At 75.5% G+C, this 17,543-nt stretch carries 15 protein-coding genes and 1 pseudogene; 6 read left to right on the top strand and 10 right to left on the bottom strand.

The window, feature by feature from the left end; genetic code table 11:
- The first annotated feature begins 64 nt into the window (after positions 1 to 64).
- Both ACYQBY_RS12060 and ACYQBY_RS12055 read left to right on the top strand, forming a co-directional pair.
- Positions 65 to 2,218, top strand: coding sequence for a SpoIIE family protein phosphatase (locus ACYQBY_RS12060; RefSeq protein ID WP_459644092.1), 2,154 nt, complete (start codon positions 65 to 67; stop codon positions 2,216 to 2,218).
- 133 nt (positions 2,219 to 2,351) lie between these two features.
- Positions 2,352 to 2,747, top strand: a complete 396-nt coding sequence (locus ACYQBY_RS12055) for an ATP-binding protein (protein WP_459644091.1) — start codon at positions 2,352 to 2,354, stop codon at positions 2,745 to 2,747.
- Between the two features lie 62 nt (positions 2,748 to 2,809).
- Here ACYQBY_RS12055 and ACYQBY_RS12050 read toward each other — a convergent pair.
- From ACYQBY_RS12050 to ACYQBY_RS12035, 4 genes and pseudogenes are all read right to left on the bottom strand, one after another.
- A pseudogene (locus tag ACYQBY_RS12050) lies at positions 2,810 to 3,207 on the bottom strand (GGDEF domain-containing protein).
- 556 nt (positions 3,208 to 3,763) lie between these two features.
- Positions 3,764 to 6,034, bottom strand: a complete 2,271-nt coding sequence (locus ACYQBY_RS12045; protein WP_459644392.1) for a heavy metal translocating P-type ATPase — start codon at positions 6,032 to 6,034, stop codon at positions 3,764 to 3,766.
- 185 nt (positions 6,035 to 6,219) lie between these two features.
- Positions 6,220 to 6,564 (bottom strand): heavy-metal-associated domain-containing protein, encoded by a 345-nt coding sequence (locus ACYQBY_RS12040; protein ID WP_459644090.1) that lies wholly within the window; start codon positions 6,562 to 6,564, stop codon positions 6,220 to 6,222.
- A gap of 72 nt (positions 6,565 to 6,636) precedes the next feature.
- Positions 6,637 to 7,005 carry a metal-sensitive transcriptional regulator gene (locus ACYQBY_RS12035; protein WP_459644089.1) on the bottom strand — a complete coding sequence of 123 codons (369 nt, stop codon included), beginning with the start codon at positions 7,003 to 7,005 and terminating at the stop codon, positions 6,637 to 6,639.
- A 187-nt stretch (positions 7,006 to 7,192) separates the two neighbouring features.
- Here ACYQBY_RS12035 and ACYQBY_RS12030 point away from each other — a divergent pair, with 187 nt between their 5' ends.
- A complete protein-coding gene (locus ACYQBY_RS12030; RefSeq protein ID WP_459644088.1) occupies positions 7,193 to 7,795 on the top strand; it encodes a DUF4396 domain-containing protein in 603 nt (200 codons plus the stop codon).
- Positions 7,796 to 7,891: 96 nt separating this feature from the next.
- Here ACYQBY_RS12030 and ACYQBY_RS12025 read toward each other — a convergent pair whose 3' ends face one another.
- The 5 genes from ACYQBY_RS12025 to ACYQBY_RS12005 all read right to left on the bottom strand — a co-directional run bounded on the left by ACYQBY_RS12025 (position 7,892) and on the right by ACYQBY_RS12005 (position 11,741).
- Positions 7,892 to 8,863, bottom strand: coding sequence for a F510_1955 family glycosylhydrolase (locus ACYQBY_RS12025; RefSeq protein WP_459644087.1), 972 nt, complete (start codon positions 8,861 to 8,863; stop codon positions 7,892 to 7,894).
- Between the two features lie 21 nt (positions 8,864 to 8,884).
- Positions 8,885 to 9,556 carry a DUF305 domain-containing protein gene (locus ACYQBY_RS12020; RefSeq protein WP_459644086.1) on the bottom strand — a complete coding sequence of 224 codons (672 nt, stop codon included), beginning with the start codon at positions 9,554 to 9,556 and terminating at the stop codon, positions 8,885 to 8,887.
- Positions 9,557 to 9,645: 89 nt separating this feature from the next.
- On the bottom strand, positions 9,646 to 10,155 hold the full coding sequence (locus ACYQBY_RS12015; RefSeq protein ID WP_459644085.1) for a hypothetical protein: 510 nt from the start codon (positions 10,153 to 10,155) through the stop codon (positions 9,646 to 9,648).
- A gap of 201 nt (positions 10,156 to 10,356) precedes the next feature.
- Positions 10,357 to 11,373: a GNAT family N-acetyltransferase gene (locus ACYQBY_RS12010; protein WP_459644084.1), complete on the bottom strand. Its 1,017-nt coding sequence runs from the start codon at positions 11,371 to 11,373 to the stop codon at positions 10,357 to 10,359.
- Positions 11,370 to 11,741: an ArsR/SmtB family transcription factor gene (locus tag ACYQBY_RS12005; protein ID WP_459644083.1), complete on the bottom strand. Its 372-nt coding sequence runs from the start codon at positions 11,739 to 11,741 to the stop codon at positions 11,370 to 11,372. The genes ACYQBY_RS12010 and ACYQBY_RS12005 overlap by 4 nt, the downstream gene beginning before the upstream one ends.
- A 112-nt stretch (positions 11,742 to 11,853) precedes the next feature.
- Here ACYQBY_RS12005 and ACYQBY_RS12000 point away from each other — a divergent pair, with 112 nt between their 5' ends.
- The 3 genes from ACYQBY_RS12000 (at position 11,854) to ACYQBY_RS11990 (ending at position 16,990) form a co-directional block, all read left to right on the top strand.
- Positions 11,854 to 12,051, top strand: a complete 198-nt coding sequence (locus tag ACYQBY_RS12000) for a hypothetical protein (RefSeq protein WP_459644082.1) — start codon at positions 11,854 to 11,856, stop codon at positions 12,049 to 12,051.
- Between the two features lie 40 nt (positions 12,052 to 12,091).
- Positions 12,092 to 13,513, top strand: a complete 1,422-nt coding sequence (locus tag ACYQBY_RS11995) for an FAD-dependent oxidoreductase (RefSeq protein ID WP_459644081.1) — start codon at positions 12,092 to 12,094, stop codon at positions 13,511 to 13,513.
- Between the two features lie 204 nt (positions 13,514 to 13,717).
- Positions 13,718 to 16,990 carry a putative bifunctional diguanylate cyclase/phosphodiesterase gene (locus tag ACYQBY_RS11990; RefSeq protein WP_459644080.1) on the top strand — a complete coding sequence of 1,091 codons (3,273 nt, stop codon included), beginning with the start codon at positions 13,718 to 13,720 and terminating at the stop codon, positions 16,988 to 16,990.
- Positions 16,991 to 17,064: 74 nt separating this feature from the next.
- Here ACYQBY_RS11990 and ACYQBY_RS11985 read toward each other — a convergent pair whose 3' ends face one another.
- Positions 17,065 to 17,502 carry an arsenate reductase ArsC gene (locus ACYQBY_RS11985; RefSeq protein ID WP_459644079.1) on the bottom strand — a complete coding sequence of 146 codons (438 nt, stop codon included), beginning with the start codon at positions 17,500 to 17,502 and terminating at the stop codon, positions 17,065 to 17,067.
- Positions 17,503 to 17,543: the final 41 nt, after the last annotated feature.

Raw genomic sequence — 17,543 nt, 5'->3', positions numbered from 1 at the left:
CGCCCCGACATCGACGGCCGGTGCTGATCGGGCAGGGGCCGGCGCTTCCCCGGACCACGCCCCGGTGGCACCGCGGGTGGACCTGCCCAGCGTGGTCCACGACGCTCCCGCCGTCGTGCTCCTGGTCGACACCCGCACCGACGAGGTCGTCCACGTCGACGACCGCGCCCGCCGCCTGGCCCCGGGCGCGCGGCTGCCGCTGGACGTGGAGGCCTGGTCGAGCGCGGCCGGGCTGCGGGTGGTCCCCGGGCGGGCGGCCCGCGGCGCGCCGGGTACCGGCACCCCGACCCTGGCGCGGCTCGCCGCCGGCGACCCCACCACCGGACACCAGGTGGGCGCGGTGCTGCGGCCCGTCGACGACGGCGACCAGCGGGCCTGGTGGGCGATCGGGACGCCCCTGCAGGCGGCGCCGGAGGCGCTGCGGGACCGCTCGCTCGTCGTGCTGATGCCGATCCGCTCCCCGGACGCGGACGGCGAGGGCGCAGCGGACCGGCACCTGGACCGCTCGGTGCTGGCCGGCAGCGTGGCCATGACCGTCAGCGACCCCACCGCGGCGGACAACCCGCTCATCTGGGTGTCCCCCAGCTTCGAGCACGTCACCGGCTACACCCCCGCACAGGCCCTGGGCCGCAACTGCCGCTTCCTCCAGGGTTCCGACACCGACCCCGCCACCGTGGCGCGGCTCCGGGCGGGCATCGCCGCCGGGGAGACGGTGAGCGTGGTCCTGCTGAACTACCGCCAGGACGGGTCCGCCTTCCACAACCACCTCATCGTCTCCCCCGTCTTCGACGCCGGCGGCCACCTCACCCACCACGTCAGCGTGCAGAGCGACGTGACCCAGCAGGTCCTCACCGCCCACGAGCGCGACCAGGCCCGGGTCGCCGGTGGACGCGCCCGCGCGGCGCACGCCGCAGCCGAGCGGGCGCACGCCGCAGCCGAGAGCGCGCACCGCTACGCCCGGCTGGTCCTGACCCTCAGCGAGGCCCTGGCCACGGCGATCACCGTCGAGGACGTCGCCCGCACCGTCACCGACGTCGTGGCCGCACAGCTGGGCGCCGCCGGCGGGGGGCTGACGCTGGCCGACCCCGCCCGCACCCGCCTGGACTTCGTCTCGATGGAGGCGATGCCACCGGGTACCGACGCGGCGTGGGCCCGCATCGACTGGCAGGAGGACGCACCCCTGGCCCTGAGCGTGCGGACGCGCCGGGCGATCTTCCACCGCGACCACGACGCCCTGACCGCCGGGTACCCGGCCATCACCGGACACGCCGCGGTGCCGGCCACGGGGGCCACGGTCTACCTGCCCCTGATCGCCGCCGACGAGGTCATCGGCGCGGTGTTCCTCTACTGGGACCAGGTCCAGGACCTGTCCACCGCCCAGCGCGACGTGCTGGAGGCGCTGGGGCGCTACACCGCCCAGGCCGTGCAGCGCGCGAGCCTGTTCGCGCAGCGGCGCACCGCGGCGCAGGTGCTGCAGCAGTCCCTGCTGACCCACCTGCCGGAGCCGGACCACCTGGAGCTGCGCGCCCGCTACGTGCCCGCCGCGGTCGGGGAGCACGTCGGCGGCGACTGGTACGACGCCGTCGTCCTGCCCGACGGCTCCACCGTCCTGGTCATCGGCGACGTCACCGGTCACGACATCGTCGCCGCCGCGAGGATGGGGCAGCTGCGGGGACTGCTGCGCGCCTACGCCTTCGACCGGATGGAGCCACCGGCCGAGGTGGTCGCCCGCCTGGACCGCGCCCTGGTCGGCCTGCGCCAGGACGGGCTGGCCACCTTGGTCCTGGCCCGCATCGAGCAGAGCGGGGAGGACCGGCAGCAGGGGGTGCGGAGGTTGCGCTGGACCAACGCCGGTCACCCGCCGCCGATCCTGCTGCACGCCGACGGGACCACCGAGCTGCTGGAGAGCGATCCGGAACTGCTGGTGGGTCTGGTGCCCGACGCTCCGCGCAGCGACCACCGGTACGTGCTCCCACCGGACTCGACGCTGCTGATGTACACCGACGGCCTCATCGAGCACCGGGGTCGCTCCATCAGCGACGGCATCGCCGATCTGCGGCGGGTGCTGTCGGCCTGCTTCGGGCGGACCCTGCAGGAACTGCTGGACCACCTCGTGGCGGAACTGGTCGGGCGGTCTCCCGACGACGACTGCGCCGTGCTGGCCGTCCGCGCGCACAGGGAGGACCGACCCCGGCCCCGCGAGGCCGACCTGACGTGACCGGGGGGCGGGACCGGGCGGACCGGTGGACGGGTCGAGCACTCCCGCCGACACCCCCGGCACCCCCGCGGCCGGTGTGCCGACCGGAGGTGGTCGAGGTGCCGGGCCGGGCCTGCGCCGTGACGATGTCCGGATGTGCGACACGACGCCCCCGGCCCACCTGAGCCTCACCCCGCACATGGACTCCGCCCGCACGGCCCGTCGTTTCCTCGAGGACAACGACTGCCCGGTGCACCACTCCAGGGTGCTGGAGGAGGCGAAGCTGCTGACCACGGAGGTGGTCACCAACGCCGTCGCCCACGGCGGCCCCCCGATCACCGTGCGCCTGACGTGCGACGGAACCCCGGGCATGCTGGTCGCTGTCAGCGATGGCAGCCCCCACGTGCCCGTGCGGCGGGAGGCGGCACCGGAGGCGACGTCCGGCCGCGGCATCGCCCTGGTGGACCTGCTCAGCGACGCCTGGGGGGTCGAGGTCGGCGACGTCGGCAAGACGGTCTGGTTCCACCTACCCGCTGCAGCCGCGAGCTGAGCCTGCAACGCCCCTCGTCCCGCGCGCGGCACGACCTGGCCAGGGGTGGATCCGCATGTGCGTCAGCGTGTCCGCCGGGTCCTGGCCCGGTGCATCGCGGTGTCCGCAGCGGCCAGGAGCCTCTCGCCGCTGAGCGGTCGTGCGGCGGTGTCGGGTGAGGTGGCGATGCCCACGGTGACCCCGACCGCGGGCGCGCCGCCGCCGGCGTCGACGGCGGAGCGGGAGCCGGTCCGCGGGAGACCCTCCACCAGACGGGCACCGATCAGGGCGGCCTGCTCGGCGGTGGTGTCCTCGCACAGGACGGCGAACTCGTCGCCGCCCAGGCGTGCTGCCGTGTCCTCCGGCCGGACGATCGCACGCAGGTGCTGGGCGAAGGCGGCCAGCACCTCGTCGCCCACCGGTGCCCGTAGGTGTCGTTGACCTGCTTGAAGCCGTCGAGGTCCAGGTGGAGGACGGTCACCGGCTGGTGGTGGCGCTGCCCGCGGGCCCAGAGCACGGTGCAGCTCCTCGAGGAACCGAGCGCGGTTGGTCAGGCCGGTGAGCGCATCGTGGGTCGCCTGGTGCTGAAACTGCCGGCGCAGGCCCTCCTGCTCGCTGACGTCCTCCAGGTGCATGATCGCGTGGGAGGACGTGACGCCGGGGGCACCCTGTTCCGGCGCGATCGCCGATCGGTGGATGCGCGCTCGAGGATCCCCACGCGACCGGATGCGCCGCGCAACAGGGAGGTTGCGTGCGAAACTCCGGCGGTGTCCGGGACCCGACAGGCAGTGCGCCGGCGTCAGGGGCGGTAGGTGGCGTGGATGCTGGGGATCGCCGCATCCAGCGCCGTGCTCCCCGCGTTCTCCGGTCCGGCCCTGCGGATCGGTCCCGACGACTCCTCGGTCCCGACGACTCCTCGGGGCCGTCGTGGGCGGGCTGGGTTCTCCTGGCGTTGCTGGTTGCTCCTGGTCGCCACGACCGTGCGTCGGCACCCTCCGCACCGGAGGGTGATCCCTCCGGTGACCTGCGGGTCGCGCTCATCCGGCCGGGGTGCCGGTGGCGGAGAAACGCCGCAGGCGCAGGCTGTTGGTGACGACGAAGACGGAGGAGAGGGCCATCGCGGCACCGGCCAGCAGCGGGTTCATGAGCCCGGCGACGGCGAGCGGCAGGGCCGCGACGTTGTAGGCGAAGGCCCAGAACAGGTTTCCCCTGATGGTGGACAGGGTCCGCCGGGAGAGGCGGATGGCGTCGACGGCGGCGAGCAGGTCCCCGCGCACCAGGGTCAGGTCGGAGGCCTCGATGGCCACGTCGGTGCCGGTGCCCATCGCGATCCCGAGGTCGGCCCGCGCCAGGGCCGCGGCGTCGTTGACGCCGTCACCGACCATCGCCACGACCCGGCCCTCGGCCTGCAGGCGGCGCACCACCTCGACCTTGTCGCGGGGGAGGACCTCGGCGACGACGTCCTCGATGCCGACCTGGGCGGCCACGGCCCGGGCGGCGGGGGCGTTGTCCCCGGTCAGCAGGACGGGGTGCAGCCCCAGGCGGCGCAGCCCGGTGACCGCCGCGGCGCTGGTGGGCCTGAGGGTGTCGGCCACGACGAGGACGCCGCGGGCCCGCCCGTCCCAGCCCACCGCGATCGCGGTGCGCCCGGCGGCCTCGGCCTCCTCCAGCGCTGCGCGCAGGTCCGCGTCGAGGTGCTGGGACCACTGCTGCGCCAGCCAGGAGGCGCGACCGGCCACGACGGCGCGACCCTCCACGACACCGGCGACGCCGAGGCCCCCGGTGGAGGCGAAGGAGGTGACCTCGGGGAGTTTCCCGGAGGAGCCGGCCAGGCGGGTGCGGGCGCCGGCGGCGACGGCCGCGGCGACGGGGTGTTCCGAGGCCGCCTCCAGGGCACCGGCCAGGCGCAGCAGCTCCTGCTCGTCCACGCCGGTGGCGGGGTGGACCTGCAGCAGGCCCATGCGCCCGGTGGTGACGGTGCCGGTCTTGTCCAGCACGACGGTGTCGACGCGGCGGGTGGACTCCAGCACCTCCGGGCCCTTGATGAGGATGCCCAGCTGCGCGCCGCGGCCCGTCCCGACGAGCAGGGCGGTGGGGGTGGCCAGGCCCAGCGCGCAGGGGCAGGCGATGATCAGCACGGCCACGGCGGCGGTGAAGGCCGCCTCCGCGCCGGCGCCGGCGAGCAGCCACCCGGCCAGCGTGGCCAGGGCCAGGACGAGCACGACGGGGACGAAGACGCCCGAGACCCGGTCGGCCAGGCGCTGCACGGGCGCCTTGCCGGACTGGGCCTCCTCCACCAGCCGCGCCATCTGCGCCAGCTGGGTGTCGGCCCCGACCCGGGTGGCGCGCACCAGCAGGCGCCCACCGGCGTTGACGGTGGCGCCGGTGACGGCGTCCCCGACGCCGACCTCGACGGGCACGGGCTCACCGGTGAGCACGGAGGCGTCCACCGCGGAGGTGCCCTCCACGACGACGCCGTCGGTGGCGATCTTCTCGCCCGGGCGGACGACGAACACGTCGCCCACGACCAGGGCGCCGACGGCGATGCGCTCCTCGACGACACCGCCGGGGCCGTCGCGCAGGACGGCGACGTCCTTGGCGCCCATCGCCAGCAGCGCCTTGAGCGCGGCACCGGAGCGGCGCCTGGCGCGTGCCTCGGCGTAGCGCCCGGCGAGGATGAACACCGTGACGGCGGCGGCGACCTCGAGGTAGATCTCCCCGGCTCCCGACCCGGGTTCGGGCAGCAGCCGGAACTCCATGCGCATCCCCGGCATCCCGGCGTGACCGAGGAACAGGGCGTACAGCGACCAGCCGAAGGCGGCGAGCACCCCGATGCTGACGAGGGTGTCCATGGTGGCCGCGCCGTGGCGGGCGTTGACCCAGGCGGCGCGGTGGAAGGGCCAGGCCCCCCAGACCACGACGGGGGCGGCCAGGGTGAGGGCGAGCCACTGCCAGTTGGTGAACTGCAGCGCCGGGAGCATGGAGAGCACCAGCACCGGCAGGGCCAGGGCCGCGGAGACGAGCAGGCGCCGGCGCAGCGGGGCGGTCCCCGCCTCGTCGGTCTCCCCGGCCTCGTCCGTCTCCCCGGCAGCCGCGTCGGGGACACCCGCCGCGCGCGCGCCCGGGGGCGGCGGCGGTGGGGTGGCGGTGTAACCGGTGGCCTCCACCACGGCGATCGCGTCGGCGACGCCGGTGCCCGCGGGCAGCTGGACCCGGGCCTTCTCCGTGGCGTAGTTGACGCTGGCCACCACGCCGGGCATCCGGTTGAGCTTCTTCTCGACGCGCGCCGCGCACGAGGCGCACGTCATCCCGCCGACGGCCAGTTCGACCGTCTGCGGCGGGTGCACCGTCCGCGGTGGCGCGCCGGTCGCGGCGGCGGTCCCGCCGGTGCCCTCGGCGGAGCGTGCGTCGTTCTCGTTCACGATGGCCCTTCCGGAGGGTTCCGCCACCGCCCGCGGCGGCCGCGGTCGGCTGGAACGGGGGGTGGGTGGGTTCAGGGCGCGGGCCGGACGAGGGCGTAACCGGCCTCGTCGACGGCGGCGCGGACGGCCTCGGGGTCGAGGGGGGCGCCGGAGGTGACCTCCACGGTGGAGGTGCCCCCGGCGACCAGGGTGATCTCGACCCCGCGCACCCCGGGGAGGGCGCCGAGCTCCTCGGTGACGGCCGAGACGCAGTGCCCGCAGGTCATGCCGTCGACCGCGTAGCGGGTCCGCACGTCCCCGGCCCGCCCGGTCCCGGCGTCGGCAACGGCCTGCTCGGCGGCCGGGGAGGTCCCGCAGCCGCAGCCGCAGCCGCCGGTGCCCTGCTGGGAGGTGCTGCTGATGTCCTGCGAGCTCATGGTGTCCTCCTGGGATCACGTGGGGGAGAGGGCGGCCCCCGCCCGGGCGGACCCGGGTGGGGCGGGTGGGTTTCAGGAGCGGACGAGCCGCGCGATGGCGTCGGAGGCTTCCTTGACCTTCGCCCGGGCCTCGGGCCCGCCCTGGGCGGCCGCGGCGACGACGCAGTGCGCCAGGTGCTCCTCCAGCAGGCCGAGGGAGACCGACTGCAACGCCTTGGTCATGGCCGACACCTGGGTGAGGATGTCGATGCAGTACTGCTCCTCCTCCACCATCCGCTGCAGCCCGCGGGCCTGGCCCTCGATGCGGCGCAGCCGCTTGAGGTAGTCGTCCTTGCGGTGGATGTAGCCGTGCCCGGCGTGGGTCGCGGGGCCGTCCTCCGCGGCGGTCCCCTGCGGTTCCTCGGGTGTGTCGCCGGCAGTTCTGCCCCGGGTCGGGCACATGTCGCATCCTCCACGTCGTCGCGCTCGTGCACCCACCCTAAGCGCATACCCCCCGGGTGTATTCCGGAGAGCGCTCGGCAGTCGCCGTCCACCTCCGGCTGAAATACCCGCGGGGGGTATGTCGTTGGGGCAGGCGGACCGCGACCGACCCGGTCGCCGCCGAGAACCCCCGAGCACCGGAGCCGTCATGCCCGAGCAGCACCGCCTCCCCGTCCGCCCGGTGGCCCACGACCACCACGGCACCGGCGGGACCCACCACGGGAACCCGGACCACCTCCGGCACGGGAGCCACGGAGGTGCCGGGGAGCACCGGCGCCCGGGGAACCACGAACACCACGAGCACCACGGCGGCAGGGTGTCGTGGCGGACGGCGGCGCAGGCGACCCTGCACTGCCTCACCGGCTGCGCCGTCGGTGAGGTCCTGGGGATGGTCATCGGCACCGCGCTGGGCTGGGGCACGCTCGCCACCGTCGCCCTGGCCGTGGGCCTGGCCTTCGTCTTCGGCTACGCCCTGACCGTGCGCCCGCTGCTGCGCGCCGGCCTGGGCCTGCGGGCAGCCCTGAAGGTGGCGCTGGCCGCCGACACCGTCTCCATCGCCGTCATGGAGATCGTCGACAACGCCGCGATGGTCGCCATCCCCGGCGCGATGCACTCGGGGCTGGGGAGCTGGGTGTTCTGGGCCTCCCTCGCCGGCGCGCTGGCGCTCGCGTTCGTCGTCACCACCCCGGTCAACAGGTGGCTGATCGGGCGCGGCAGGGGCCACGCCCTCGTCCACGCCCACCACCGCTGACGCTCCCGGGTGTCCCGCTCCCCGGCCGGTGGATCTCCCCGGCGGGTGGGCGACGACGACGCCCCGGCACCTGCGCGGTGCCGGGGCGTCGCGTGCTCAGCGCGCCGGTTCCCCGTACGTGCGGCCGCCGTCGGTGGAGGTGAGCAGCGCCCCGGTGGTGACGGCGTCGACGCGCAGCAGTTCCCCCTCCCCCGAGGCGCCGAGGGCCTGGGGCCGGTCCCCGGTGCTGCCGCGCAGTTCCCAGGTGGCGCCCGCGTCGGTGCTGACGGCGGTGACCCCCTGCGGGGTGAGGCCGACGACGGTGCCGCCGGAGGCCCAGTCCACCAGCAGCAGCAGCGGGGCCCCCGCCACCGGAGCCCAGGACCGGCCGCCGTCACCGGAGCGCAGGGGGCCCTCCTCGGTGGTGGCCAGGACCGTCGTCCCCTCCGGGGAGGCGGCCAGGGAGTAGGGCGCGGCGGGGACCGCCACCTCCTGCCACGTCCTGCCGTCGGCGCTGGCGCGCAGGGTGCCGTCGAAACCCAGGACGCCGGCGCCGGAGACGGTCAGGGCGTGGAAGTCGGACCGCCCCTGGCGCGACAGCGGCGTCCAGGTGCGCCCGGCGTCGGTGGACTCCACCAGCCCCATCGGCTCGGGCAGGTCGCTGCCCGGGCCGGGGTGGCCGGAGGCGTAGAAGTGGTCCGGCCCCGCGATGGTGAAGCCCATGAGGTCGTCGGAGCCGCCCACCCGCACCGGCCCGGCGTCCTCGTAGCGGAAGAGCCCGTCGTGGGTCGCCAGGTAGACCAGCCCGTCGCCGGGGTTGACGCCCACACCGTGGACGTGGCTGCCGGGCAGGACGCCGTGGGCGCCGCCCGACACCCCGGGACCGGCGTGGCCGCCCCCGTGCGGGCTCGCCGCCGAACCGCCGGCGGGGGACCCGGGGACCCGGGAGTCCGCGGCACAGCCCGTCAGGGCGGCGGCGGTGAGCACGCCGCACACCGCCAGGCGGACGTTCCGGCCGGTGGTGGAGCGCCCGGTTCGCGCCCACCGGGGTGCGGTGGGGTGCCGCGCCCCGGCGGGGTGATCGCGCATGGTCCTCGCTCCGGTGGGCGCTCAGAGGTTCCGCAGCAGCCGCTGCATCTCGGCGATCTCGCGGGTCTGGTCCGCCTCGATGGTCGCCGCCAGCGCCTTGGCGTCGGGGTCGGCGCCCTCGGCCTGCTCGGTCCTGGCCATGTCGACGGCGCCCCGGTGGTGCTCGATCATGCCTTCGAGGAACATGCGGTCGAACTCGGCGCCGGAGGCGTCCTCCATCGCGCCCATCTCCTCCTCGCTCATCATCCCCGGCATGCCACCGCCGTGGGCGGAGTGCTCGCCGGCGGCCTCCACCGGCTCACCCCAGCTCTCCAGCCAGCCGCTCATCTGCTCGATCTCCGGGCCCTGCGCGGCGATGATCTCCAGGGCGAGGTCCTTCACCTGCTGGCTGCCGGCGCGCTCGGCGGCCAGGGAGGCCATCTCGACGGCGCCCTCGTGGTGGACGATCATGTCCTGCGCGAAGGCCGTGTCGACGTTGTTGTGCCCTGCGGCGGGGGCGCCGGGAGCCGCCTCGGTGGCGGGGGAACCGGCGGAGGCGCTGGGCGTGGCGGAGGAGCCCATCGAGCCCATGTCGTGGCCGCCGCTGCCGCTGTCACCGCCTCCGCAGGCGGCCAGGACGAGGGACAGGCCGGCGGCGGCGGTCAGGGCGCCCAGTCGCCGGGCCGTCGCGTGGGTGGTGCTGGTGGTGGTCATGGTCGGTGCTCCTTGTCAGGGGTGGTGCAGATCGAGGGCATGTCGGAGGAGGCACCCGCTGGAGGCGGTGCCGGTGTCGTCGACTGCTCCTAGGTCCGCACCACGCACAAGGCGAAGCGTGGCCAGGCCCACGGCGGTGGGCCGCGGTGGCGAAGGCTGGGCACCCAGGCCCGCCGGAGCCGGGGGTGCAGCGGGTGGCTGGGCCGGAAGGCCACCTGCTTCAGGGCGATGAGCAGCGCGATGCCCACCGCGGTCAGGAACAGCACGCACCCCGCCGTCGCGGAGTGCTCGTCCTGGTCCTGGCCCGCGGCCGCGGTGGCGCCGGCCCGGTCGGCGGACCCGGTCGCCGGTGCCGACGCGTGCGTCGCGCTCGCGCCGTGGCCCTGGTGCCCGCCGCCGGCGACCCCGTGGCCGCCGGCGTCGGTCGGGGGGGTGCTCATCGCGTGCGCGCCCTGGTGGTGCCCACCGGTCAGGGCGTGCATGCCGACCAGGCCCACGACGACCGCGACGAGCGCCAGGGTGTGCAGCAGCACGCGGCCCGCGGTGCGGGCCGGGCACGTGGAGCGCCGCGGGATCCGTGCAGCCGTGGTGCGCGCCACCGGTCACCTCCTCACCGCGTCACGTCGTACCCGCCGTGTCGTGCCGTCCGCGCCTGTTCCCGGCCGTCCGGTCCTCCCACCATAACGACACCCCCGGGGGGTACGTGCCCGGGAAGGGTGCGACCTCCCTCACCCGTCCGGGGTGCCGCCCCGGCCGGCGCCGTCAGGTGACCGTGTCCGGGCTCTCCCGGCGCAGGGTGGTCACGAGCCGGTCCCGGTGGTCAGGCGCCGGGCGAGTTCCCCGACCCGGGCGGCGATGTCGTCGCGGACCAGGCGCATGCGCTCGGCGCCCTCGATGCCGCGTGACGACGGCTCGTCCGTCTCCCACACCTCCACCGGGGTGCCGCCGGCGGCCTCCACGTGCGCCTCGGAGCCGAGGACGACGACGAGGTCGGCGCTGCGGACCATGTCGTCGGTGAGCTGCTTGGGCCGCTGGTCGGTGATGTCGACGCCGACCTCCTGCATCGTTTCGGCGGAGAGGGCGTTGAGGGCGCTGCCGGCGCGGGTGCCGGCGGAGTCGACCTCGACGGTGCCGGCGGCGGCCTCGCGCATGAGACCGGCGGCCATCTGGGACTTGCCGCCGTTCCTGACGCAGACGAACAGGACGCAGGGGGTGGTCACGGCTGGGAGCTCCTCGATCGGTTCGCGGACGGGGTGGGGGGTGCGCCGGTCGCAGGTGCCGGCGAGGGTGCTGCGGCGTTCCAGCAGCACGGTGTCGCGCCACCGCCCGGCGAGCGGGCCGTGGGTCATGCGGGCGATCCGCTCTCGACGGCCGACGACGCGGAAACCTGCGGCGGCGTGCAGGGCCAGGCTGGCGGTGTTCTCGGGGAAGACGCCGGCCTGCAGGGTCCAGATCCCGGCCGCCTCGGTGGAGGCGATGAGTTCCGCCAGCAGCAGGCGCCCGACGCCCCGGCCCCGGGCGGTGGGGGAGACGTAGACGGAGTGCTCCACGACCCCGGCGTAGACCGGGCGGGCGGAGACCGGGGAGACCGCGGCCCAGCCCAGGACCGTCCCCGACTCGTCCAGGGCGAGGAGGCGGTGCTCGCTCAGGTGCGCGGCGTCGAACGCCTCCCAGGCGGGCGCGGCCTCCTGGAAGGTGGCGTGGCCGGAGGCGATGCCGGCGGCGTAGACGTCGCGCACGTCCGGCCAGTTCCCGGGGGTCATCGGTGTCACGACCGGCTCGGGGGTTCCGGCGCGGTCCCGCTCCTCGGCGCTCACGCCGGTGGAGCGGTCGTGCTGCTCGTCAGGACCGCGGCGAGGGCGTTCAGCGCGGCGGGGACGACGGTGAAGTAGGCCCAGGTGCCGCGCTTCTCCCGGGTCAGGAGCCCGGCCTCGGTGAGCACCTTGAGGTGGTGGGAGACGGTGGGCTGGCTCAGGCCGAGGGGTTCGGTGAGGTCGCAGACGCACGCCTCGCCGCCCTCGTGGGCGGCGATGAGGGACAGCAGGCGCAGGCGGGCGGGGTCGGCGACGGCCTTGAGGGTGCGTGCGAGCACCACGGCGGCCTCGGCGCTGAGCGGGGCGCCGGTCAGGGGGGCGCAGCACGCCACCGCGGGGGCGGCCGGTTCGAGGGTCGGTGACGTGGCCATGCCGCCAGTATGCCAGCACATTTATCTCCGTCTATGTTGACGACGGTCGATATGGCGTGCCACAGTCGGCGCGCCCATTGCATCGACGTTCGTCAATGAAGAGGTGAGGGTGATGACCCCGACGGCAACGACCGGCCACGCCGTGGACAGCGCGCAGCAGGAGCCCGCCGCCGCGAGGAGCTGCTGCTCGCCGCAGGAGGCCGGTGGCTGCTGCGAACCCTCGGCGAAGGCGTCCTGCTGCGGTGGCAGCGCCACCCCGGGGGCCACGGCCACCCCGGTGGCCCTGTCCCCGACGTGCGGATGTCGCTGACCCGCACGTCCCCCGACCACCTACCCCGAGGAGGACCACGATGACCACCACACGACAGGCCGGACAGGACACCCGCGGCTCCGGCGTCGACGTCGTCGTCCTGGGCGCCGGTCCCGTCGGCCTGGCCGCCGCCGCCCACCTGCTGGAGCGCGGCCTGGAGCCCCTCGTCCTGGAGGCGGGGGAGCAGGTCGGCGCCGCGGTGGCGGCGTGGGGCCACATCCGGCTGTTCTCCCCGTGGCGCTACGACCTCGACGCGGCCGCGACGCGGCTGCTGGAGCCCACCGGCTGGACCGCGCCGGAGCCGACCGGGTTGCCCACCGGCGCCCAGCTCGTCGAGGACTACCTCCTGCCCCTCGCCGCGACCGAGCAGCTCGCACCGCGGATCCGCACCGGCTCCCGCGTGGTCGCCGTCACCCGGCAGGGGATGGACAAGACGCACGGCCTCGGCCGGGAGGGCCGTCCCTTCCTCGTGCGGACCGTCACCACCGACGGCGAGGTCGTCGACCACCTGGCCCGCGCCGTGATCGACGCCACCGGCACCTGGGAGCAGCGCAACCCCCTGGGTGCCGCCGGCCTGCCCGCGATCGGCGAGCACGCGGCCGCGGAGTTCCTGGCCGGGCCGCTGCCCGACGTGCTGGGCCGCGACCGCCAGACCTTCGCCGGGCGCCGCGTCCTCGTCGTCGGCGCCGGGCACTCCGCGACCAACACGCTGCTGAACCTGGTGCAGCTGGCCGAGCAGGAGCCCGGCACGCGCATTTCCCCGCGAGCGGGCGGTACCCCCACCTGGGCCGTGCGCGGGAACTCCGTGACCCGGGTCTACGGCGGCGGTGACGCCGACGGCCTGCCTGCTCGCGGCCTGCTCGGCTCGCGGCTGAGGACCGCGGTGGAGGCCGGGCGCATCGAGCTGCACACGGGCGTCACGATCACCGCCCTGCAGCCCGCCGAGGACGGTGTCACGGTCGTCGCGGACACCCCGACCGGGCGGCAGGAGCTGCGCGTCGACGTCATCGCCGCCGCCACCGGGTTCCGCCCCGACCTCGACGTGCTGCGCGAGCTGCGCCTCGACCTCGACCCCGGTCTCGAGGCACCCCGGCGGCTCGCTCCGCTGATCGACCCCGAGTTCCACTCCTGCGGCACCGTTCCCCCGCACGGCGCCGACGTCCTCGCCCACCCGGAGAAGGACTTCTACGTGGTGGGCATGAAGAGCTACGGCCGGGCCCCGACGTTCCTGCTCGCCACCGGCTACGAGCAGGTCCGCTCCGTCGCCGCCGCCCTGGCCGGGGACGCCGAAGCTGCCGCGGAGGTGCACCTGGACCTGCCGGGGACCGGGGTGTGCTCTGCCTCTGCCTCTGCCTCTGCCTCTGCCTCCGCCTCCGCGCCGGACCCGGACGCCGCCGTGGAGGTCGGCGGCCCCCTGCGCGCGGGTGGGGGAGTTCCCACCGGAACGCGCTCCTGCTGCTGAACGCCCGCACCTCCTCGCTCCCTCCCGCCGGCTCTCCCGGGCGGCGCAGCTGCTCGCCCCCCGGCGCAGGCGCCACGTGCGCCCCAGGGGCCGCACCGGTAGCGCTCGTCCAGGGGATTCACCGCCGTGCGGTGACACTGGGTGAGTAAATAGGTACAGGCTGCATGGACAGTGCGGGCTCCGTGCGGACGGGTGGCGGTGGGCATGACGGTGGCCGGCTCGACGCGGGTGCGGGTGGGGCTGCCCGTGGTGGTGCTGGTGTGGGCGGTCTACGCGGGCCTCCTGCTGCTGGTGCCCGATCGCTCCGGGGCCTCCGACGCCGCCGGCGGCGCGGGGCTGATGGTCTCGGCGCTGGTCTTCGCGGTCGTGGCGTGGCGTCGTGCAGCGAGGACCCGGGACCGGGCCGGACGGGGGTGGCGGCTGCTGGCGGCGGCCGGGGGTGCCTTCGCCGCGGGTCAGTGCGCCTGGGCGTACCAGCAGGTGCAGGGCTGGGCGGTGCCCTTCCCCTCGTGGGCCGAGGCCCTGTACCTGCTGGAGTTCCCCCTCATCGCGGCCGGGGTCCTGTACCTGGCGGACGGCTCGATGCGCGCGGTGTCCCGGGCGCGCACGGTCGTGGACGGTCTGCTGCTGGCCACCGCCCTGGTGATCATGTCCTGGGACGTGGCGCTGAGGCCGGTGTACCTGGAGCAGGCCAGCGCAGGGCGGGTGGCGCTGCTGGTGGGGCTGGCCTTCCCGCTGGCGCACGTGGTGGTGCTGTCCCTGATCGGCGCCGTGGCCGTGCGCATCAGCGCGCTCACCCGGGACCTGGGGTTCCTCGCGGCCGGCGTGCTCGCCTCGGCGCTGGCCTACGCCGCCTTCGGGTGGCTCAACGCGCAGGAGGACTACTTCACCGGCCACGTCGTCGACTCCGTCTGGGTCCTCGGCTACGGGCTGATGTGCCTGGCGGCGGGGGGCCCCCGGGCCGCGGCGCGGACGGTCGGGCGGTCCGCCGGCGCCGACGCGGAGGTGCCTCCCGACGAGGAGGGGACGGGTGAGCGGCAGGACGGTGCCCCGCCCGCGGGGCGGGGCGCGCGGGCGGCCGCGGCCCCGGCGGTCCTGCCGCTGCTGCTGGCGGCGGCGGCGGTGGCGGTCACGGCGGTGGAGCTGTTCTGGTGGGGGGACCTCGACCCGGCGCACACCTGGCTGGGGGTGTGCCTGGGGGTCATGCTGCTGTGCAGGCAGTGGCTGTCCCTGCGGGAGCACGCGCAGCTCAGCCGGAGCCTGGAGCAGCGGGTGGCCCTGCGCACCTCGGAGCTGGCGGCGCGCACCACGGACCTGGCCGCCCGCTCCAGGGAGCTCGCCGCCAGCCAGCAGCGGTACCAGTCGGTGCTGGACAGCGTCCACGAGGTGATCTTCCAGACGGACCTCCACGGCGGGGTCACGTTCCTGAGCCGTGCCTGGCAGGAGCTGACCGGGACGCCCGTCGGCCAGGCCCTGGGACGGCCCCTGGCCGACCTGGTGGACGCGCAGGACGCCTCCGCGGTCAACGAGGCGGTGGGGCGGGCGCTGATGTCCTCCGCCCCCGTGCAGGTGCAGCTGCGCCTGCTCCACCGCGACAGGGAGGCCTGCCGGGCCGAGGTGGGCATCCAGGTGGTCGGCGACGAGCAGGGCGCACCCGTGGGGCTGGCGGGCACCGTGCGCGACGTCGGGGACCGCCACCGGGCCGAGGAGGCCCTGCGGCACAGCGAACGGCGCTGGCGGCTGCTGCTGGAGTCCACCGGCGAGGGCATCTTCGGCATGGACCTCGACGGGCGCTGCACGTTCGTCAACACCGCCGCCGCGGCCATGGTGGGCCTGGAACCCGCCGAGCTGCTGGGGCGGGACGTGCACGAGCTGGTGCACCACAGCCACCCCGACGGCAGTCCCTACCCGCTCCCGGAGTGCCCGGTCCTGCCCGCGGTGCGGACGGGGCACGGCTGCCACCTGAGCGAGGAGGTGCTCTTCCGCGCCGACGGCAGCAGCTTCCTCGCGGAGGTCAACGCCCGTCCCGTCTACGGCGACGGCGAGGTCGAGGCGGCGGTGAAGACCGTCGTCGACATCACCAGCCGCCACGCCGCCCAGGAGGAGGTCCGCCACCGCGCGCTGCACGACGCCCTCACCGACCTGCCCAACCGCGCGCTGCTCGGTGACCGGCTGGAGCAGGCCATCGCCGGCACGCGCCGCAGCGGTGAGCCGACGGCGCTGATGGTGCTGGACCTCGACGGCTTCAAGGACGTCAACGACCGCTTCGGGCACCTGACCGGGGACGAGCTGCTCCGGGAGATCGCCGCCCGGCTCACCTCCCCGGGGCTGCTGCGAGGTCCTGACACCGTCGCCCGCCTCGGCGGTGACGAGTTCGCCGTCGTGCTGCCCGGCCTGCGCGAGGCCGCCGATGCCGTCACGGTCGCCCGCAAGGTCCTCGACGCGATCGGCCTGCCGATCCTGACCGGTGCCGGGCCGCTGGAGGTGGGCTGCAGCCTCGGCATCGCCCTCGCCCCCGACGACGCGTGCGACGGCCACACGCTCCTGCAGAGGGCGGACGTCGCGATGTACCTGGCCAAGGGCGCCGGGGGAGGGATGGCCCGCTACCACGCGGAGCACGACCAGGCCCGCCTGCACCGGCTCGAGCTCGCCGACGACCTGCGCGCCGCCGTGGACGCGGCCGAGCTGCACCTGCACTACCAGCCCGTCATCGACCTGCGGACCGGCGACGTCGACCACGTGGAGGCGCTGTGCCGCTGGCAGCACCCGAGCCGCGGGAACATCCCGGCCCAGACCTTCATCGACATCGCCGAGCAGAACGGTCTCATCACCGACCTCACCCGGCACGTCCTCGCGCTGGCGCACCAGCAGAGCCAGGCCTGGTGCGGCGCCGGGCTGCGGGTCCCGATCGCGGTCAACATCTCCGCCACCACCCTGCACGACACCGAGCTGCTGCAGGCCGCGTACGACTGGCACCACAGCGACCCTCCCGCCGGGCCCCTCGAGATCGAGGTCACCGAGAGCGCCGTCATGAGCCACCCGGCCCTGGCCATCGAGCAGCTCCAGCGGCTGGCGAGCCTGGGGGTCCGCGTCTCCATCGACGACTTCGGGACGGGCTACTCCTCCCTCGCGCACCTGCGCGACATGCCCGTGCACGCCGTGAAGATCGACCGCAGCTTCCTCGCCGGTGCGCCGCACGAGGCACCTCCCGGGCGGCCCGCCGGGAACCCCGGGGAGCAGGCCGAGGACCGGCGCAACCGCCGGGACCACGCGCTCGTGGAGTCGATCATCCAGCTCGGGCACACCCTGGACCTCACCGTCATCGCCGAGGGCGTGGAGAACGCCCGGACCGCCCAGCGCCTGCGGGAGCTGGGCTGCGACGAGGCGCAGGGGTACCACTTCGGCCGGCCGCAGGCCGCCCAGCAGCTCACCGCCACCCTCCGCGCCCTGCGCGCGAACTCCACCCCGTCCGGCTGAGGCGCGTGTCCGCGCGGGCGGCGGGTCCCGGGCGGGATCCAGGGGAGTTCCGCTGCCGGTGACCCGGCCGGCGCTCAGGCGGTGGTGGGCGCGCGCCCGGGCAGCAGTTCCCCGAGGAGCTGCTCGACGTGCCCGCGGATCTCGTCGCGGATGGGCCGCACCGCTTCCACGCCCTTGCCGGCGGGGTCCTCCAGCTCCCAGTCCAGGTACCGCGTGCCGGGGAAGTAGGGGCAGGCGTCGCCGCAGCCCATGGTGATGACGACGTCGGAGTCCTGCACCGCCTCGGGGGTGAGGATCTTCGGGGTCTGCGCGGAGATGTCGATGCCGACCTCGGCCATCGCCTCCACGGCGGAGGGGTTCACGGAGTCCTTGGGGGCGGAACCGGCCGAGCGGACCTCGACCGCGTCCCCGGCGAGGTGGCTGAGCCAGCCGGCGGCCATCTGGGAGCGGCCGGCGTTGTGGACGCAGACGAACAGGACGCTGGGCCTGGCGGAGGCGGTGTTCTCGGGCATCGGGAACCTCTCGGTGGATCGGGCGGACCGGTCGGGTGCTG

It is taken from the genome of Kineococcus anabasis (assembly GCF_054590795.1).
Note: the sequence above shows the minus strand (reverse complement) of the source record. Positions and strands in the feature narration are given on the sequence as shown.